We start from the raw sequence: 14681 nt of genomic DNA, 5'->3' as shown, positions 1-14681 counted from the left end.
ATTCCTTCGGCACGCGCATAAAGTCGGCGTGCGCGGGGAACGTCAGAACTTCATGCGAACGCCGCCGCCGAAGGTATCGCCGCCCGACAGCGTGCTCACCCGGTCGTTCATGTACGCAGCATAGACATCCGTACGCTTCGACAGCGGGTAGTCGTAACCGAGCGCCCACGTCTTGCGGTTGACATTGCTCGCGCCCGAACTCTTCGTGTAAGCGTACGAGGCGAGCACGCTGCCGTTGCCCAGCGGCACCGACACGCCGAGCTGGCCGCCATTCTCCGACACACCGCCGCCGGTGATGTTGTTGCGGATGTACTGATACTGGCCGAACAACTTCACCACATGCAGGTCGTACGTCGCCCCTACTTGCACGGCCTGCTGGCTGCGAAAGCCCGTCATGCCGGCGAGGTCGTCCGGTTGCGAATCGAACTTCACCTGCTGGTAAGCGACGCTCGCCGCAAACGGACCGTTGAAGTACAACGCCGACGCGCTCCACTTGTTCTGCCCCGTCTCACCGGCCTTGTTGCCGAACGCATACGAGACGCTGCCCGACAGGCCCTTGAAGGTCGGCGTCGTGTACATCACGGCGTTGCTCCAGCCGGAGTCGCCCACGATACCCTGGCCGGCCGCGCCAATATACGTGTGGAACACCATCGGGCTGAACGTGTACGAATCGACGAACGGGTTGAACAGGATCGTCGAGACGAAGTACGAAGTGGTGAGACGGCCGAGCGTGACCGTGCCGGCGGTGTCCGACGACAAACCGACGTACGCGTTGCGCGAGAACATCGAATCGCCCTGGAAGCGGCCGTATTGACCATTCTGCGGACGGAAGAAGTCCTCCAGCACGAACACCGCCTTCAGGCCGCCGCCGAGATCTTCGTTACCCTTCATGCCCCAGTACGATGTCGACATGCCGCCGCCGCCCTGCGTCCAGGCGCGATCGCCGCCCGGGTTCTTGACCGCGCCCATCCAGGCGTCGACCTGACCGTACAGCGTGACGTTCGATTGTGCGAACGCCGGCGCGCTCATGCACGCGCCCAACACGAGTGCCCCGCCAATGCCCTTGGCCATGCTCCGCTTCATTCACTTCTCCTTGGTTTATGTCTTTTGTGTGCCCGTTCCCGGTGTGCACGGGAGCGGCTGGCGCCCGCTGGCGAAGCGCCTCCCTGATAAACGGCCGTGATTCTCGCACAGGCGTGCCGTGCGCAGATAGGCCGAACCGTCGAGAAAAAACGCACCACACGAAGTGGCCGGGAAATGGTGGGGAGACAAAATTCAGCCGACCATCCGCGCCAAAGTTAGTCTCGGTATAACGAAATCGATATGTCCCTTACATCAGCAAGTTAGCGATTGCTCACATTCGCCGTGATGTCGGGAAATAATGGAGGCGCGGGACGCGTGATTGGCAGACGTTGCTGGGAATGGGCGAGCGCATCCGATGTTGCACATGTGCAACGCCTGGCTCGTCCAAGGACATCGGAGGGGAGGGGAAAAACTGGAAGTGGGGACAGCAACGCCGGCGGGGGACCGCCCGCGGCAACAAGCGTCAGCGACCGCGACGGCCGCCACCACCACCGCCACGCGACCCGCGCGGCTCGCCTTGCGGCGAGTATTGGCGCTCACGCGGCTCCGCCGGGGCCGCCCAGTTCGGATAGGCCGCCTGACCGCGACCGCGATCGGCGCTGAAACGGCTGATGTCTTCCCGCAGCGATGCCTTGTTCAAATCCAGCATGTCGCGCCCGCGCCCGCCCCTGCCCAGGCAGGATAGGCACACACAAGCAGCAACAGGAAACAGTAACGAAGTCGGGCACTCATTTGGGTTCAGCCATCGCGGCCGGCCCTAATGTGGGGCCGGTTGGCACGAGACGCGGACGGCACCGATGGGTTACCTGTGCGCCATACGCCTCAAGAATGACTGTACCGGGTCGGTCGAATGAGCGTCGACCGAAAAGATGTTAATGCGTGGCGCGGTCTGCAACCGTTTGTAACGGCCGCATCATGGTGGCGCCAGCCCCTTCCAGCGGGACGGGGCGCGCCACCGAGCGGCCTAGCGCGAGAGGGGGTCCCCCCCCCGGCGACGGTAGCGCACCGCTTACTTCTCGATCTGCTTTTCGACGGACAGCGAGATTTCTCGCAGGCGCTCGCCGCGCGGTGTGACCAAGTCCTGTGCCGTGACGGTGAAGTTGACCGGACGCGCATACTTCCGGCTCGCACTCTGCCATTCGGCCGGCAAACCGGCTGCGTTTGTCGTGGTCGTGCGCAGCGTGGTCACGCCCCGGGTGCAGCGCGAGACCTGCGTGGCGAATCCCTGCGCCTCGCGGCGCAGATCCGCCGGCGTGATCTTCTGGTAATCCCAGACACATTCGTAAGTCGGTGCGAGCCCCTTTGCCCGGAACACCTTGCAGTCGCCGCCCGGCACCGAGTAGGTGGCCTGATAGCTTTCGCCGCGGTCGTTCTTGGCCGCAAGCGGGCCGGAGATGTTGTCAAAGCCAGTCTGCGCGCTCTTGGCCAGCATGAGGATTCCCTCGCACTGGTCGGCGGCGATCGCCGACTGCGCCGCACAGAGGCAGGCAAGCAGGGTCCATCGTTGTAGAGAATTAATTGCCATCATTGGAATGTTCGGCTGGGGTCTGGCGTCGTATCGCGCGATGACGATGCGGGAGCCGCATGCGTTGCGATCACGTCGTGAATGGTGACATTAAACCCCAAAGTCGGCGCGGACGAAACCGTGGGCACGACGGAAATCCTGTGTCAATTCGGGGCTTGCCCACCGAGGGGCCCGCCCCGGCGTCCCTCATCCGAAAAGTCGATTCGCTTACACGTGCGCGACCTATACTCAAGGGGCAGTCAAACTGCATGGGCACGGCCGGGAACTGGAAACGGTTCAGTGCATGACGGCAATGCCTTCCCGGTGCCAAGTCTGCTTGGCCCATACCATGCCGCGCCGGTACACGCGGCTGGCGACGCCCCGATGGGGCATCAACCGGCGGCTCAGTCCGCCGGTTTTCATTGAGTCGTCGCGCGCCACAGAGTCCCTGCCGCTGTCCGGCGCGGGATCGTTGGCACCTCATGCCGACGGATTAGGCGAAAGTGCGGATTTCGCCCGTTGCAGTCGTCTGCAACTATCAAATCACTAGACCAATATTCGCCGGGCACGCAACTTCGGGAAGTCAACGGAGTGTTTGTGGATACCTGTACGTTATCGGCAATACTTGGCTTGCCGTGCGCACGCATGGTCGTGCGTTACGCGGGGTGAACCATGGGACACCCGACCCTTCCCGGCCGACTTCGCCCCGGCACGCCAGACCCTGACATTGCGTTGGCGCATGACCCGTCGTGCCTGATGGAGTGCGTTCGCGGTCATGGCGGCACGCTGGCCCACGTGCTCGGCGCCCTCGGCACGTTCCGCTCCCGGCACGGTCATTGGCCGCGCCGCCTCTACCTCTATCCCGAAACGCTCGCCGCGCTGGTCCAGGATCTCACGCCACTAGGCTTCTACCGATGTCAGCAACGGCTCGACATCCTGGCGGATCTGGAGCGCGACCTGTTCTGTGCCGACGAAAGTGGCAACGTGTCGATCTACCGCATACAAGCCACGGTGGACCCGGTAGCCATTGACGCGGCCGCCGTCTGGCTGGGCCTGGCGCCACCGATGGCCGGCAACGCGGACGGCCCGGACGACACGCCACGTTCGTTGGCCACACCGAAACCACCCCGCTGACGACGACTTCCGAACCGCGGGCGGCTGTCACGGCGCTATCGCATCGCGTGGCTAATCTGGCCTGCCGCCAAGTACCACCGGAACCTTCCTCTGAGCGTTGGACCGCAACCGGACCCCGTCGCCTTGCACGGGGCGATCTCACCTCCGCACCCTTTTCGTCGGAGAGATGTCATGAACCGAACCGCGATTGTTCTGGATGGTTTGATGCTGCTCTATCTCGCTGCGGCAACGGTCGTCGGCGTGCAATCGAGCGCCGCCGACGGGCATGCACCGCTCGCCAGCGTGCTTGGCGTGCTCCTCGCGCTTTGCGTGCTGGCCCTGCTTGCCGCGCCGTTCTATGTCTCGCTGGTCGTGCTCGTGGCGCAATCCGAGCGGCATTTGCGGCTGGCGACGTGGCTGCATCGTGCGATGCTGGCGATCATGGTGGCGTTGACACTCGTCTCGCTGCTCGCGCGCGACACCATCGAAGTCTCCGCGCCCCTCTTCGCGCTGGTTGCGCTCGTGTGCATCGTCAATCTCGTGGCGCTCTCGCGACGGCGGAACCACTTCGAGGCCTTCCACCTCTTCGAGCATTGACGCCGCGCCTCGCCGCCCCTGCCCCGGTCCAGCCACGGCGCGCCGTCTCACGCGACGACCGGCCGCCTCATCGTCTCAATCGCTCCGCTTGAGGCCGCCGCTGAGGGCTTGCGTCGCGTCGGCTTCGAACGCCGCCACGTCACGCATCTTCAGTCGTAACCGCAGCGTGACGGCGTCGTCGTAGGTGGCGTCGAGCACCTCGGCGCCATGACGCTCCGCCAACCGGCGCAGCGTCGCTTCGTGGGCAAAGGTGCAGCGGTAGCGCGGCTCGGTCGTCGGCTCGACCGCGGTGAGCGTGGCGAGCTTGAGCGCTTCGCTCACCGCCTGCCCGTAGGCGCGGGTCAGGCCGCCCGCGCCCAGTTTGATACCGCCGTAATAGCGCACAACGACCGCCAGCACATTCGTCAGGCCCTTGTGCATGAGCACGTTGTACATGGGCTTGGCCGCCGTGCCGCCCGGCTCGCCATCGTCGTCGAAACCCGACGCGCCCTCGCACAACAACACCCAGCAATAATGCGTGGCGTTGGGGTAGCGCACACGCAGCGCGCCGAGTTCGCGCATGGCCGCCTCGCGCGACGTTACCGGCATGACGATGCCGATGAACCGGCTCTTCTTGATGTCCAGCTCGGTGTCGACCGGCGCTGCCAATGCATACATACGACTGTCGTCTCCCGGCGCCTTACAGGCGCACCTCGCCGCGTGCGAGTTCGATGACGTTACCGCCCACCAGGATCCGACGATCCGCCGTGACTTCGAGCGTCAACCGGCACGGTCGCTCGATGGCGTCGCCCTGCGACACGTGCGCGCGCACCGGCAGCGGATACCCTTGTCCGATCAACCAGCCGCCAAGGTTGGCGCAAGCGGATCCCGTGCCCGGGTCCTCGCTCACACCGCCGCCCTGCGTCGTGAAGAAGTAGCGCGCCGTGACCTGCAACTCGCCGCCCGTCGCCTCGTCGATGGAAAACACGTAGCCCGTTTTACGCTCCAGACTCGAGAGCGGCCAGCGTTCCAGACGCGCGCTGTCGGGTTGCGCCCGCGCGACCGCGTCGGCGTTGCGCAACGGAATCAGCAGTTGATCGGCCCCGGTGTCGACCCATTGGGGCGACTGTGCGAGATCGTCGCGCCCCAGCCGCACCAGCGCGGCGATGTCGGCATCGGCCTCGCTCGCAGGCTTGATCTTCGGCTCGCCCGACGAAGGCGCCGTGAGCGTCCAGTGATCGCCGCTGGCCTGCACCGGCACCAGGCCGGCGGCGAATTGCAGCGTCACGCGGTCGCCCAGGGCGCGCATGGCACGCAGCACGTGCGCCGTCCCCAGCGTGGGATGCCCGGCAAAACGCATCTCGTAACCGGGTGTGAAAATTCGCACGTGCGCATCGGCCGTCTCGGAGGGCAAAATGAACGTCGTCTCGGACAGGTTGAACTGTCGCGCGAGCGATCCCATCTCTTCGTCGCTCAGCCCGCGCGCGTCTTCGAAAACGCACAGCGGGTTGCCTCCGAAGGTCGTTTCGGCGAAGACGTTGACGATACGAAATGCATAGGTGCGGCTCATGACGAATCTCCAGTGGGGGCGGGTCGGACGACCGCACGGCCCTCGAGCCATGCGCGCACAGGTGTCCGATAACAGCGTGCCGTGCCTGCTCCCGTTGGCCGGCCAGCCTTGAGAAAGAAGGTCCGTAGTCTCGCACATCGCGCACCGGCACGCGCGCCAACGCCCGCGCTTTCGGCCGCTTGAACCCCACGCACTAAGAATCGTCCGCCTCGCGCCCGAAAGACGGGGGGATCGTCGTCGGCCTTGATTGTCACCTAAATCAGGACAATTATTCACGAATCAGGCGGATTGTGGTTTTTCTACAGGACTCTAAAATGACATTCATCGAGGCCAACCCGGCCTCTCAATGAAACGACGAAGACATAGGAGCCCATCATGCTGGACATCAGAAAAGCTGCGGACCGAGGCGTTGCCAACCATGGCTGGCTCAACTCGCACCACACGTTCTCGTTCGCGAACTATTACGATCCGAAGCAAGTCGGCTTTTCCGACCTGCTGGTGATCAACGACGACCGCGTGGCCCCGGCTCAGGGCTTCGGCAAGCATCCGCACCGCGACATGGAGATCTTTTCGTACGTGCTCGAAGGCGCACTCGAACACAAGGACACCATGGGCACGGGGTCGGTGATCGAGCCGGGCGACGTGCAGTTGATGAGCGCCGGGCGCGGCGTGGCACACAGCGAGTTCAACCACTCGCCCACCTCGCCGGTGCACTTCCTGCAGATCTGGATCGTGCCGAATCAGGCAGGTATCGCGCCCGAGTATCAGCAACAACACTTCACGCCGGAAGAAAAGCGCGGCCAACTACGCCTGATCATCTCGCCGGACGGCAGCGACAACTCGCTGCACATCCATCAGGATGCGCGTGTGTATGCCGGCCTGTTCGACGGCGACGAGTCGGCCACGCTGACGCTCGCGCCGAACCGCTACGCCTATGTGCATGTGGCACGCGGTGGCGTGAGTTTGAATGGCGTGGCGCTGGCGGAAGGCGACGGGGTGCGCGTGCGCAACGAAACCGCGCTCACGCTCTCGCACGGTACCAACGCGGAAGTGCTCGTGTTCGACCTGCGCCCGGTGGAAACGCCTGACTTCTAAGGCGCGGCACGCAGACGCACCGTACGGCGACACGCTCGCTCTGCGGTGCGTCGTGCGCGCCCGGTTCACGCGCTCTCGCTCTCCATCGACAGCGGCAGCGCGTGCTCGGCGTCGCGCCAGGCGCTGTCCCCCAACGAGCATTCGACGGTGCTCAGGCAGCAGGCGTCGAACGCTTTTTCAATGGCGTCGCGATCCATATGGCGTCCGATGAACACCACTTCATTGATGCGATCGCCCCAGGGCGCCTCCCAATTCGCCTCGATGTCGGCGCGCTGCGGATCACCTTCGGGTGGCCACACCGCCCGATCCACGGCAGCCCACCACTGCCCCATCGGCTCGAGCGTCGCCGTATTGCCGGCGCGCGAGTAGGCGAGCGCCCACGCCGGACGGCTCGCGGCCCAGACATACCCCTTGGCGCGAAGGAGGCCGTCGAACGGCATCGACATGAACGACGCAAAGCGCGCCGGATGCAAGGGCGCACGACGACGCAGCACAAAACTCGTCACCCCGTAGGTGTCGGCCTCTGACACAGGCTCGCCCTCGAGCGCCTGCGCCCAACCGGCCATTCGCTCTGCCCGCTCGGGATCGAAAAGCCCCGTGCCCAGCACATCGGCGAGCGGTACCTGTCCGTGCTCGCCCAGCACGATGCGGGCCGACGGATTGAGACCGGCGATCAGCGCCTTGACGGCGTCAAGCCGCGCCGCGTCCACGCGATCCCCCTTGCTCACGACTACCACATCCGCAAACTCGATCTGCTCGGTCAGCAGTTCGGCCAGACGTCGCTCATCCTCCTCACCGGCCACTTCGCCGCGCTGCGAGAGCGTGTCGACACTGTGGAAGTCCTCCAGCACATGCAGGGCGTCGACGACCGTTACCATCGTGTCGAGACGAGCGATGTCGGCGAGCGATTTGCCCGCCTCATCGCGAAATTCAAACGTCGCGGCCACCGGCATCGGCTCGGCAATACCCGTCGACTCAATGAGCAGGTAATCGAAGCAGCCCGCCTGCGCCAGATCGCGCACCGCGATGAGCAAATCCTCGCGCAACGTACAACAGATGCAGCCGTTGCTCATCTCGACGAGACGCTCCTGCGTGCGCGAGAGCGCCGCGCCCGCCTTGGCCGCACCGCGCTCCACGAACGACGCATCGATGTTCACCTCGCTCATGTCGTTGACGAGCACCGCCACGCGCAGGCCGTCGCGATTGCGCAGCACATGGTTGAGCAACGTGGTCTTGCCGGCCCCGAGAAAACCGGAAAGCACGGTCACGGGCAGGCGACGGTCAGCGTCGCCGGATGCCCCGAGAGGAATCGTCATGGCAGCAAAGTCCTGTGATCTTGTGAGGCCGGCACGGCGCGCGGACGTCCCATGGCGCGGTTCGCGGCCCGATTAATGCAACCAAGTTGCAACATGGCGCGATGATACTGAGGTCGATGTCATTTTGCAACCGAGTTGCAAAATGACAGACGTGCCTCGATGCAATCGGCGCGACACATTGCCGCGCGAGACGCGCCCCTGGGAACCCTCAGATGGCTGCGTCGGTCTGCAAGGTCTGCGATACTGCGCGAGCGGCGTTGAGCGCGCCTGCGCGCAGGACAGCGCGAGCGCCTCGCCGACGCGGGCGAGCGCGTTCGGCCCTACCGCTCGCCTGCGAACGCCGCCACCCGAATGTCTTCGCGGCTTATTCAAATCATTACCCAACTCGTTAGCCCACTCGATATGCGCATTTCCAAGAACGCTTCCCATGCTCCTCGTGCCACTGGCTTCCTGCGACGCGCGACGCACGGACTCACACTGGCGGCCGTGGTCGGCTTGACCGGGCTCGCGCAGGGGGCATGGGCCCATGCACACATCGTTTCGAGCGAACCGGCCGCGCAGGCGAGTGTCGCAGCGCCGAAGGCCGTGCGCGTGACGTTCGACTCGACGCTCGAAGGCGCGCTCTCGAAGCTTGGCGTGGTCGACGCCCAAGGCAAGCCGGTCACGCAGGCCAAGGCCGAACTCGACGCCGCGCGCAAAACGCTCACGCTATCGCTTCCCGCGCTTGCCGCGGGTCGCTATCAAGCGAACTGGGTCGCCGTCGCGAGTGACGGCCATCGCACGCAAGGCAACATCAAATTCTCCGTGAAGTGATGTCGGCCGATCTGGCCGCCGGCACCTGGCAGCCGGCCACCGCAGGATTGCTGAACCTGGCGCTGGCCCTGGCCCTCGGCGTGCTGCTGCTGCGCAGTCCGCACGCCGTGCGGCGCGGCCTCACCCTGCGCGTGCTGCCGGCCTTTGCGGCGGGCCTCGCCGTATTCGCGTGGATCGCCTACGTATTCGCAAGCACCGATGCGATGACGGGCGGCGACTGGGAAAGCACGTCCGCCATGACGGGCGACGTGTGGGTGGTGCTTACCCAAACCCACTTCGGCCGGATGCAATGGATCGCCGCGCTCGGCGTCGCACTGCTGTGCGCGGGCGTCTGGGCCTGGTACGACGCGCGACGGCGCCTGCGCGCGGCGCTGCCGATCGCCGATGATCCTCGTGACCGGCATCATCGTCGCGAGCATCGTCAGGAGCGTTACGCGCGCATGGTCTACGCCGCCGGCGCCGTGACGCTGGCGCTCGCCCGCGCCGGAACGGGACACGCGGCCGATGCGGCCGTGCCGTGGCTCGCCATTGGCATTCACACGCTGCATGTCGCCGCCGCGGCCTCATGGACCGGCGCGCTGCTCGTGGCCGGATGCGCGATCCCGGGCTGGCGTCATTGGCCAGTTGGCGCACGGGCAGCGTATGGCGAACGGCTTTCCTCGGTCGCCGCACTGGCCATGGTCGTCGCGCTGGTGACGGGGGCGTTCAACGCATGGCGCACCCTCGGTGAGACGCCCTCGCTGTGGTTCGCCCCCAGAACGCGCCGTACTTCGCCTGGCTCGTCACGAAGCTCGTGCTCGTCGGCATTGCGGCATTGCTGGGTGCGTGGAACCGTTGGCATTTCTTGCCGCGTCTTGCGCTGGACACGGGCGAGACGCCGCTGGATACGACGGCCTTCGCGCGCGTGGTCGCCATCGAGGCGCTCGTGCTCGTGATGGTGATGAGCCTTGCGGCCAAGCTTGGCACGACGATGCCGCCGGGCGGCTGACCGAATTCGACAGCAAGAAACGGAGCGCGGCATCGCGACCCGTTCCCTACACTGAAGGCAAGTCCTCAGTCGTCCGGAGCCCCTGCGATGCCCACCGATCCAATGACCGCCAAACGCCCCCTTCATCCCGGCGCCCCGACCGGCAGCCCGAGTCTTTCGCAGGCCCGGACGCCGACTGTCGCGGCGAGCCACCCTTCGGCCAAATCGCGCTACGCGACCGACGACGCCAAGTGGGCCGCGGTCGCCGCGCGCGACAAACAGGCGGACGGCGAATTCTTCTATGCCGTGCGAACGACTGGCGTGTATTGCCGCCCCTCGTGTGGCGCGCGGCTCGCGCGGCGCGAAAACGTGACGTTCCATGCCGATAGCGCCGCGGCCGAGCGCGCGGGCTTTCGTGCCTGCAAGCGTTGCCAGCCGGCGCTTGGCGCGTCCGGCGCGCGCCAAGCCCGTCACGCCGCACTGGTGACGGCCGCCTGTCGGCAGATCGAGACGGCCGAGGTGCCACCGCGACTGGACGCGCTCGCTGCCGAAGCCGGCCTGAGTCCGCACTATTTCCACCGACTCTTTCGCGCGGTCACGGGCGTGACCCCGCGCGCTTATGCCAACGCGCGTCGCGCCGGGCGTGTGCGCGACGCACTGTCCGCGGCCGAGAGCGTCACGTCGGCGTACTACGACGCCGGCTTCAATTCGAACGGCCGCTTCTACGCGAGTGCCGACGCGCTGCTCGGCATGAAGCCCGCGGCATTCCGCGCGGGCGGCAAGGCCGAATCGATTCGCTTCGCCGTCGCGCAGTGCTCGCTCGGCGCATTGCTGGTCGCCGCTACGTCGCGCGGACTCTGCGCCGTGGCGTTGGGCGACGACCCCGATACGCTTGTGAAGGAACTGCAAGACCGCTTTCCGCAGGCCGAACTGGTCGGGGCCGACGCCGAGTTCGAGCGATGGGTGGCCCAGGTGGTGGGGTTCGTGGAGTCGCCGCGCGCGGGTCTGTCGTTGCCGCTCGATGTCCGTGGTACGGCGTTCCAGCAACGCGTGTGGCAAGCACTGCGCGACGTGCCGGCCGGCGCGACCGCCAGCTACACGCAGATCGCCGAGCGCATTGGTGCCCCTCGGGCGGTGCGGGCGGTAGCGCAGGCATGCGCATCGAACCCACTGGCCGTCGTCATTCCGTGCCACCGCATCGTGCGCAATGACGGCGCCCTGTCGGGCTATCGCTGGGGCGTGGAGCGCAAGCGCGCCTTGCTCGCCCACGAGGGCGAGGAAAGTGGCGACGCGACGCCCCAGGTGACGCGGTGAGCGCGCGTGTGCTGTCGCTCGATTGGGCCGCCCTGGAGGACGAACTCAATGGCTTCGGTGCGGCGCGCATTCCAAAGCTGCTGAACGCCAGCGAATGCGCTGCGCTCTGCGCAATGTACGGCGAGACCGACGCGCCCACGAGCATCACCCCCACATCGCCCCGCTTCCGCAGCCGCATCGTCATGGCGCGTCACGGATTCGGGCAGGGCGAATATCAGTACTTCGCTTACCCACTGCCGCCGCTGGTCGCCGAATTGCGTGAAGCGTTCTACACGCCGTTGCGCGACATCGCCCACCGCTGGCACGTCGCGATGGGCATTGACACGCGCTACCCGCCCTCGCACCGTGCCTACCTCGACCAATGCCACAACGCCGGTCAGCGACGCCCTACGCCGTTGCTGCTGCGCTATGCCGCAGGCGACTACAATTGCCTGCATCAAGACCTCTACGGCGAACACGTCTTCCCGTTGCAGGTGGCCATTTTGCTGTCTCGGCCCGGCGAGGATTTCACGGGCGGCGAGTTCGTCCTCACCGAGCAGCGCCCGCGCATGCAGTCGCGCGCCGAGGTGGTGCCGCTCACGCGCGGCGATGCGGTCGTATTCGCCGTGCATCACCGTCCGGTGAACGGCGCGCGCGGGGTGTACCGCGTCAATTTGCGCCACGGCGTGAGCCGCGTGCGCAGTGGCCATCGACACACGCTCGGCGTGATCCTGCACGACGCCACATGACACTCGACCTTTTCGGCTCAGCGCACGACGACAAAGACCACGGCACGCCGCCATCCGACGCACTCGGTCCGGGCGCATTCGTGTTGCGCGGGTTCGCGCAGTCACAACTGACGACCTTGCAGGCCGATATCGACGCGGTGATCGCGCAAGCGCCGCTGCGTCACTGGCTAACGCCAGGTGGCAAGCGCATGTCGGTCGCCATGACGAATTGCGGGGAAGTGGGATGGATCAGCGACCGGCAGGGGTATCGCTACGGCACGCACGATCCTCTCTCGCAGCAACCGTGGCCGCCGATGCCGGCATCGTTTCTCGCGCTCGCGCGCCACGCCGCCGACGCTGCCGGGTATCGCGACTTCGCGCCAGACGCCTGTCTCGTCAATCGCTACTCGCTGGATGCGCGGCTCACGTTGCATCAGGATCGCGACGAGCGCGATCTGGGCGCGCCCATCGTGTCGGTGTCGCTTGGACTTCCCGCGACGTTCCTGTGGGGCGGGTTGCACCGTAGCGATCGCACCCGCCGCATGCGTCTCGCCCCGGGTGACGTGGTCGTCTGGGGCGGGCCGTCGCGACTCGTCTATCACGGCATTGCCGGCGTCGAAGGCAGCTTCGACGCGCAAGCCGTGCGTTACAACCTCACGTTCCGGCAGGCGCGCTGAGCGCGCCGACGATCGACGCGCGCCGCCGTCATGTCACGCTCGACGGCAATCGGCAGCGCTCAGTAGCCGACCGTGAAGCGCGCGTGCGGATGCTGGTTCCGTTCGAGTTCGTCGACCAGCGCGATGGCGTAGTCCTCCATCGAAATCCAGCTCTTGCCGTTGGCATCGACGAGCAGCGCGTCGCCGCCGAGACGGAACTTGCCCGTGCGCTCGCCTGGCTCGAACAACGCCGACGGCGACAGGAACGTCCAGTTCAACGGTGCGTCCTTTGCCTCGGCGCGCAGCACTTGCAGGAACACGCGGCCGGCACTCGCTTCTGGCTTGTATGCTTCCGGGAATTCCGGCGTATCGATGAGCGCCTTGCCCGGCGCGATGTCCAAACTGCCTGCCCCGCCCACGACGAGCAGACGCGGCACGGCGGCCTGCTTCACGGCGTCGATGAGCTTGGCGGCGTCCATCGAGGCGAAGCGACCCGCGCTGATCACGGCATCGTGACCGGCGAGCAGCGGCGCGAGCATCGCCGGATCGGCGGCATCGCCCTTGACGACTGTGAGCCCCTGCTCGGCGTCAACGCGCTCGGGATTGCGGGCGATCCCGGTCACCGTGTGATTACGCTGCAGCAGTTCGGCGGCAACGCGCGTACCCACGCGGCCGGTAATACCAATCAAAGCGACTTTCATCAAGACTCTCCTGGGAGTGATGGGGAATGCGGGATAGGCGGCAGACGCTCAGCGCGCACAGCCGTCGGGACCGCATTGAGGCAACGCATCGGCGTCGCCTTGCACCGAAGATGCCGTCGTTCGACGACACGCATGCTTGCCATCGTAGTCGCGTCAGTCGCCCAAAAAAAGCCCATAATGACGATCACTTTGTTGCATCGATCGAGCAAATCATGGACCGTCTGACGGCAATGCGGGTCTTTACCGAAGTGGCCGAGCGCGGCTCGCTCACGGCGGCGGCGCAGCGGCTCGATATGTCGCGGGCGATGGTCTCGCGCTATCTGGCCGAACTCGAAGCGTGGCTCGGCACGCGGCTGCTGCACCGGACGACGCGAGCGGTAAGCCTCACCGACGCTGGCAACGACGCCTTGCCGCGTTGTCGCGAGATGCTGGGCATCGCCGACGATCTGGCGTGCGCATCGCACGCCGACAGCGCGCCGCGCGGTCTGTTGCGCGTGGCTTGCAGTACGTCGCTCGGCCAGGCGTTCCTGGCGGCGGCGGTCACACGGTTTATCTTGCGCCATCCCGGGGTGGCTATCGATCTCGTGGTGGCGGACCGCACCATCGATCTGGTGGACGAGCGCATCGATCTGGCGATTCGCGTCACGTCCGAGCCGTCGCCTGGGCTGATCGCGCGGCGGCTGGCCACATGCCACTCGGTGGTCTGTGCGGCGCCGTCGTATCTCCAGCGTCACGGCACGCCGGAGCGCGCCGAAGACCTGAGCCTGCACAACTGCCTGACCTACACGTACTTCGGCAAGAGTCTCTGGCAGTTCACGCACAACGGCACACCGTTGAGCGTGCCCGTCGGCGGCAATCTGTCGGCCAATGAGGTCAATGTGGTCTTTGCCGCCACGCTGGCGGGCGCGGGGATCTCGATGCAACCGGTCTACTCGGCGCTGCCGCATCTGCGCGACGGCACCCTGCGCGCGCTACTGCCCGATTGCGTGCCGCGCGAGATGACCGTCTACGGCGTGTACATGTCGCGCAAGCAGATGCCCAGCGCATTGCGCGCCCTGCTCGACGATCTGGTCGAACAGTTCCGCACGGAGCTGTTCGAGGACACGGGCTACGCCGGACGACCGGCCGCGCCCGAGGCATGAGCGGCATGAACGACGTGAGCGGCTTGCGCCACGCCGACGGCCCCCATCCCGTGCGGTCTGTCGTGACGCCGCGACGGCGTCACTGAATTGTCACACTCCCCGCGTAAAAACGTCGTCTGCCTGC

At 66.1% G+C, this 14681-nt stretch carries 17 protein-coding genes; 9 read left to right on the top strand and 8 right to left on the bottom strand.

Going from position 1 to position 14681, the window contains the following annotated elements:
* Positions 1–42: 42 nt before the first annotated feature.
* The 3 genes from DRB87_RS01940 to DRB87_RS01930 form a co-directional block, all read right to left on the bottom strand.
* Entirely contained in the window at positions 43–1083 is a 1041-nt protein-coding gene (locus DRB87_RS01940) for a porin (protein WP_130024667.1), read from the bottom strand.
* Positions 1084–1546: 463 nt separating this feature from the next.
* Entirely contained in the window at positions 1547–1732 is a 186-nt protein-coding gene (locus DRB87_RS01935; RefSeq protein WP_130024666.1) for a hypothetical protein, read from the bottom strand.
* A gap of 360 nt (positions 1733–2092) precedes the next feature.
* A complete protein-coding gene (locus DRB87_RS01930; RefSeq protein WP_130024665.1) occupies positions 2093–2515 on the bottom strand; it encodes a hypothetical protein in 423 nt (140 codons plus the stop codon).
* Between the two features lie 744 nt (positions 2516–3259).
* Between DRB87_RS01930 and DRB87_RS01925 the strand changes: the two genes are divergently transcribed.
* Together DRB87_RS01925 and DRB87_RS01920 are read left to right on the top strand one after the other, a co-directional pair.
* Positions 3260–3721, top strand: a complete 462-nt coding sequence (locus DRB87_RS01925) for a hypothetical protein (protein ID WP_130024664.1) — start codon at positions 3260–3262, stop codon at positions 3719–3721.
* 171 nt (positions 3722–3892) lie between these two features.
* Positions 3893–4297: a hypothetical protein gene (locus DRB87_RS01920; protein ID WP_130024663.1), complete on the top strand. Its 405-nt coding sequence runs from the start codon at positions 3893–3895 to the stop codon at positions 4295–4297.
* 75 nt (positions 4298–4372) lie between these two features.
* On the opposite strand, the gene DRB87_RS01915 is transcribed toward DRB87_RS01920, so the two are convergent.
* Together DRB87_RS01915 and DRB87_RS01910 are read right to left on the bottom strand one after the other, a co-directional pair.
* Positions 4373–4954 (bottom strand): YigZ family protein, encoded by a 582-nt coding sequence (locus DRB87_RS01915; protein WP_130024662.1) that lies wholly within the window; start codon positions 4952–4954, stop codon positions 4373–4375.
* Between the two features lie 22 nt (positions 4955–4976).
* Entirely contained in the window at positions 4977–5846 is an 870-nt protein-coding gene (locus tag DRB87_RS01910; protein ID WP_130024661.1) for a PhzF family phenazine biosynthesis protein, read from the bottom strand.
* A 375-nt stretch (positions 5847–6221) separates the two neighbouring features.
* Between DRB87_RS01910 and DRB87_RS01905 the strand changes: the two genes are divergently transcribed.
* A complete protein-coding gene (locus DRB87_RS01905; RefSeq protein WP_130024660.1) occupies positions 6222–6941 on the top strand; it encodes a pirin family protein in 720 nt (239 codons plus the stop codon).
* Positions 6942–7006: 65 nt separating this feature from the next.
* Here the strand turns inward: DRB87_RS01905 and DRB87_RS01900 are convergent, their stop codons facing one another.
* Positions 7007–8257, bottom strand: coding sequence for a GTP-binding protein (locus tag DRB87_RS01900; protein WP_130024659.1), 1251 nt, complete (start codon positions 8255–8257; stop codon positions 7007–7009).
* 402 nt (positions 8258–8659) lie between these two features.
* On the opposite strand from DRB87_RS01900, the gene DRB87_RS01895 reads away from it, so the two are divergent.
* The gene (locus tag DRB87_RS01895) at positions 8660–9070 is read left to right on the top strand and encodes a copper resistance protein CopC (protein WP_130024658.1); all 411 of its coding nucleotides are present in this window, start codon (positions 8660–8662) and stop codon (positions 9068–9070) included.
* Here the strand turns inward: DRB87_RS01895 and DRB87_RS24080 are convergent.
* Positions 8998–9618 carry a hypothetical protein gene (locus tag DRB87_RS24080; RefSeq protein WP_206100059.1) on the bottom strand — a complete coding sequence of 207 codons (621 nt, stop codon included), beginning with the start codon at positions 9616–9618 and terminating at the stop codon, positions 8998–9000. The genes DRB87_RS01895 and DRB87_RS24080 overlap by 73 nt on opposite strands.
* A gap of 194 nt (positions 9619–9812) precedes the next feature.
* Here DRB87_RS24080 and DRB87_RS24075 point away from each other — a divergent pair, with 194 nt between their 5' ends.
* From DRB87_RS24075 to alkB, 4 genes are all read left to right on the top strand, one after another.
* Positions 9813–10058 (top strand): CopD family protein, encoded by a 246-nt coding sequence (locus DRB87_RS24075; protein ID WP_130024656.1) that lies wholly within the window; start codon positions 9813–9815, stop codon positions 10056–10058.
* A gap of 102 nt (positions 10059–10160) precedes the next feature.
* Positions 10161–11351, top strand: coding sequence for a bifunctional DNA-binding transcriptional regulator/O6-methylguanine-DNA methyltransferase Ada (gene ada, locus DRB87_RS01880; protein ID WP_130027667.1), 1191 nt, complete (start codon positions 10161–10163; stop codon positions 11349–11351).
* A complete protein-coding gene (locus tag DRB87_RS01875) occupies positions 11348–12079 on the top strand; it encodes a 2OG-Fe(II) oxygenase (RefSeq protein WP_130024655.1) in 732 nt (243 codons plus the stop codon). The genes ada and DRB87_RS01875 overlap by 4 nt, the downstream gene beginning before the upstream one ends.
* Positions 12076–12735 (top strand): DNA oxidative demethylase AlkB, encoded by a 660-nt coding sequence (gene alkB / locus DRB87_RS01870; protein ID WP_130024654.1) that lies wholly within the window; start codon positions 12076–12078, stop codon positions 12733–12735. The genes DRB87_RS01875 and alkB overlap by 4 nt, the downstream gene beginning before the upstream one ends.
* Before the next feature lie 59 nt (positions 12736–12794).
* On the opposite strand, the gene DRB87_RS01865 is transcribed toward alkB, so the two are convergent.
* Positions 12795–13415 carry an NAD(P)-dependent oxidoreductase gene (locus DRB87_RS01865; protein ID WP_130024653.1) on the bottom strand — a complete coding sequence of 207 codons (621 nt, stop codon included), beginning with the start codon at positions 13413–13415 and terminating at the stop codon, positions 12795–12797.
* A gap of 212 nt (positions 13416–13627) precedes the next feature.
* Between DRB87_RS01865 and DRB87_RS01860 the strand changes: the two genes are divergently transcribed.
* Entirely contained in the window at positions 13628–14557 is a 930-nt protein-coding gene (locus tag DRB87_RS01860; RefSeq protein ID WP_130024652.1) for a LysR family transcriptional regulator, read from the top strand.
* The last annotated feature ends 124 nt before the right edge of the window (positions 14558–14681 follow it).

It is taken from the genome of Pandoraea sp. XY-2, assembly GCF_004193915.1.
GTDB lineage: Bacteria > Pseudomonadota > Gammaproteobacteria > Burkholderiales > Burkholderiaceae > Pandoraea > Pandoraea cepalis.
Note: the sequence above shows the minus strand (reverse complement) of the source record. Positions and strands in the feature narration are given on the sequence as shown.

Coding starts and splice junctions, on each gene's coding strand:
- DRB87_RS01915 (WP_130024662.1), bottom strand. CDS start 4,954: ATGTATGCATTGGCAGCGCCGGTCGACACCGAGCTGGACATCAAGAAG.
- DRB87_RS01860 (WP_130024652.1), top strand. CDS start 13,628: ATGGACCGTCTGACGGCAATGCGGGTCTTTACCGAAGTGGCCGAGCGC.
- DRB87_RS01865 (WP_130024653.1), bottom strand. CDS start 13,415: ATGAAAGTCGCTTTGATTGGTATTACCGGCCGCGTGGGTACGCGCGTT.
- DRB87_RS01935 (WP_130024666.1), bottom strand. CDS start 1,732: ATGCTGGATTTGAACAAGGCATCGCTGCGGGAAGACATCAGCCGTTTC.
- DRB87_RS01900 (WP_130024659.1), bottom strand. CDS start 8,257: ATGACGATTCCTCTCGGGGCATCCGGCGACGCTGACCGTCGCCTGCCC.
- DRB87_RS01905 (WP_130024660.1), top strand. CDS start 6,222: ATGCTGGACATCAGAAAAGCTGCGGACCGAGGCGTTGCCAACCATGGC.
- DRB87_RS01910 (WP_130024661.1), bottom strand. CDS start 5,846: ATGAGCCGCACCTATGCATTTCGTATCGTCAACGTCTTCGCCGAAACG.
- DRB87_RS24080 (WP_206100059.1), bottom strand. CDS start 9,618: ATGCAGCGTGTGAATGCCAATGGCGAGCCACGGCACGGCCGCATCGGC.
- DRB87_RS01940 (WP_130024667.1), bottom strand. CDS start 1,083: ATGAAGCGGAGCATGGCCAAGGGCATTGGCGGGGCACTCGTGTTGGGC.
- alkB (WP_130024654.1), top strand. CDS start 12,076: ATGACACTCGACCTTTTCGGCTCAGCGCACGACGACAAAGACCACGGC.
- DRB87_RS01920 (WP_130024663.1), top strand. CDS start 3,893: ATGAACCGAACCGCGATTGTTCTGGATGGTTTGATGCTGCTCTATCTC.
- DRB87_RS01925 (WP_130024664.1), top strand. CDS start 3,260: ATGGGACACCCGACCCTTCCCGGCCGACTTCGCCCCGGCACGCCAGAC.
- DRB87_RS01930 (WP_130024665.1), bottom strand. CDS start 2,515: ATGCTGGCCAAGAGCGCGCAGACTGGCTTTGACAACATCTCCGGCCCG.
- ada (WP_130027667.1), top strand. CDS start 10,161: ATGACCGCCAAACGCCCCCTTCATCCCGGCGCCCCGACCGGCAGCCCG.
- DRB87_RS01895 (WP_130024658.1), top strand. CDS start 8,660: ATGCGCATTTCCAAGAACGCTTCCCATGCTCCTCGTGCCACTGGCTTC.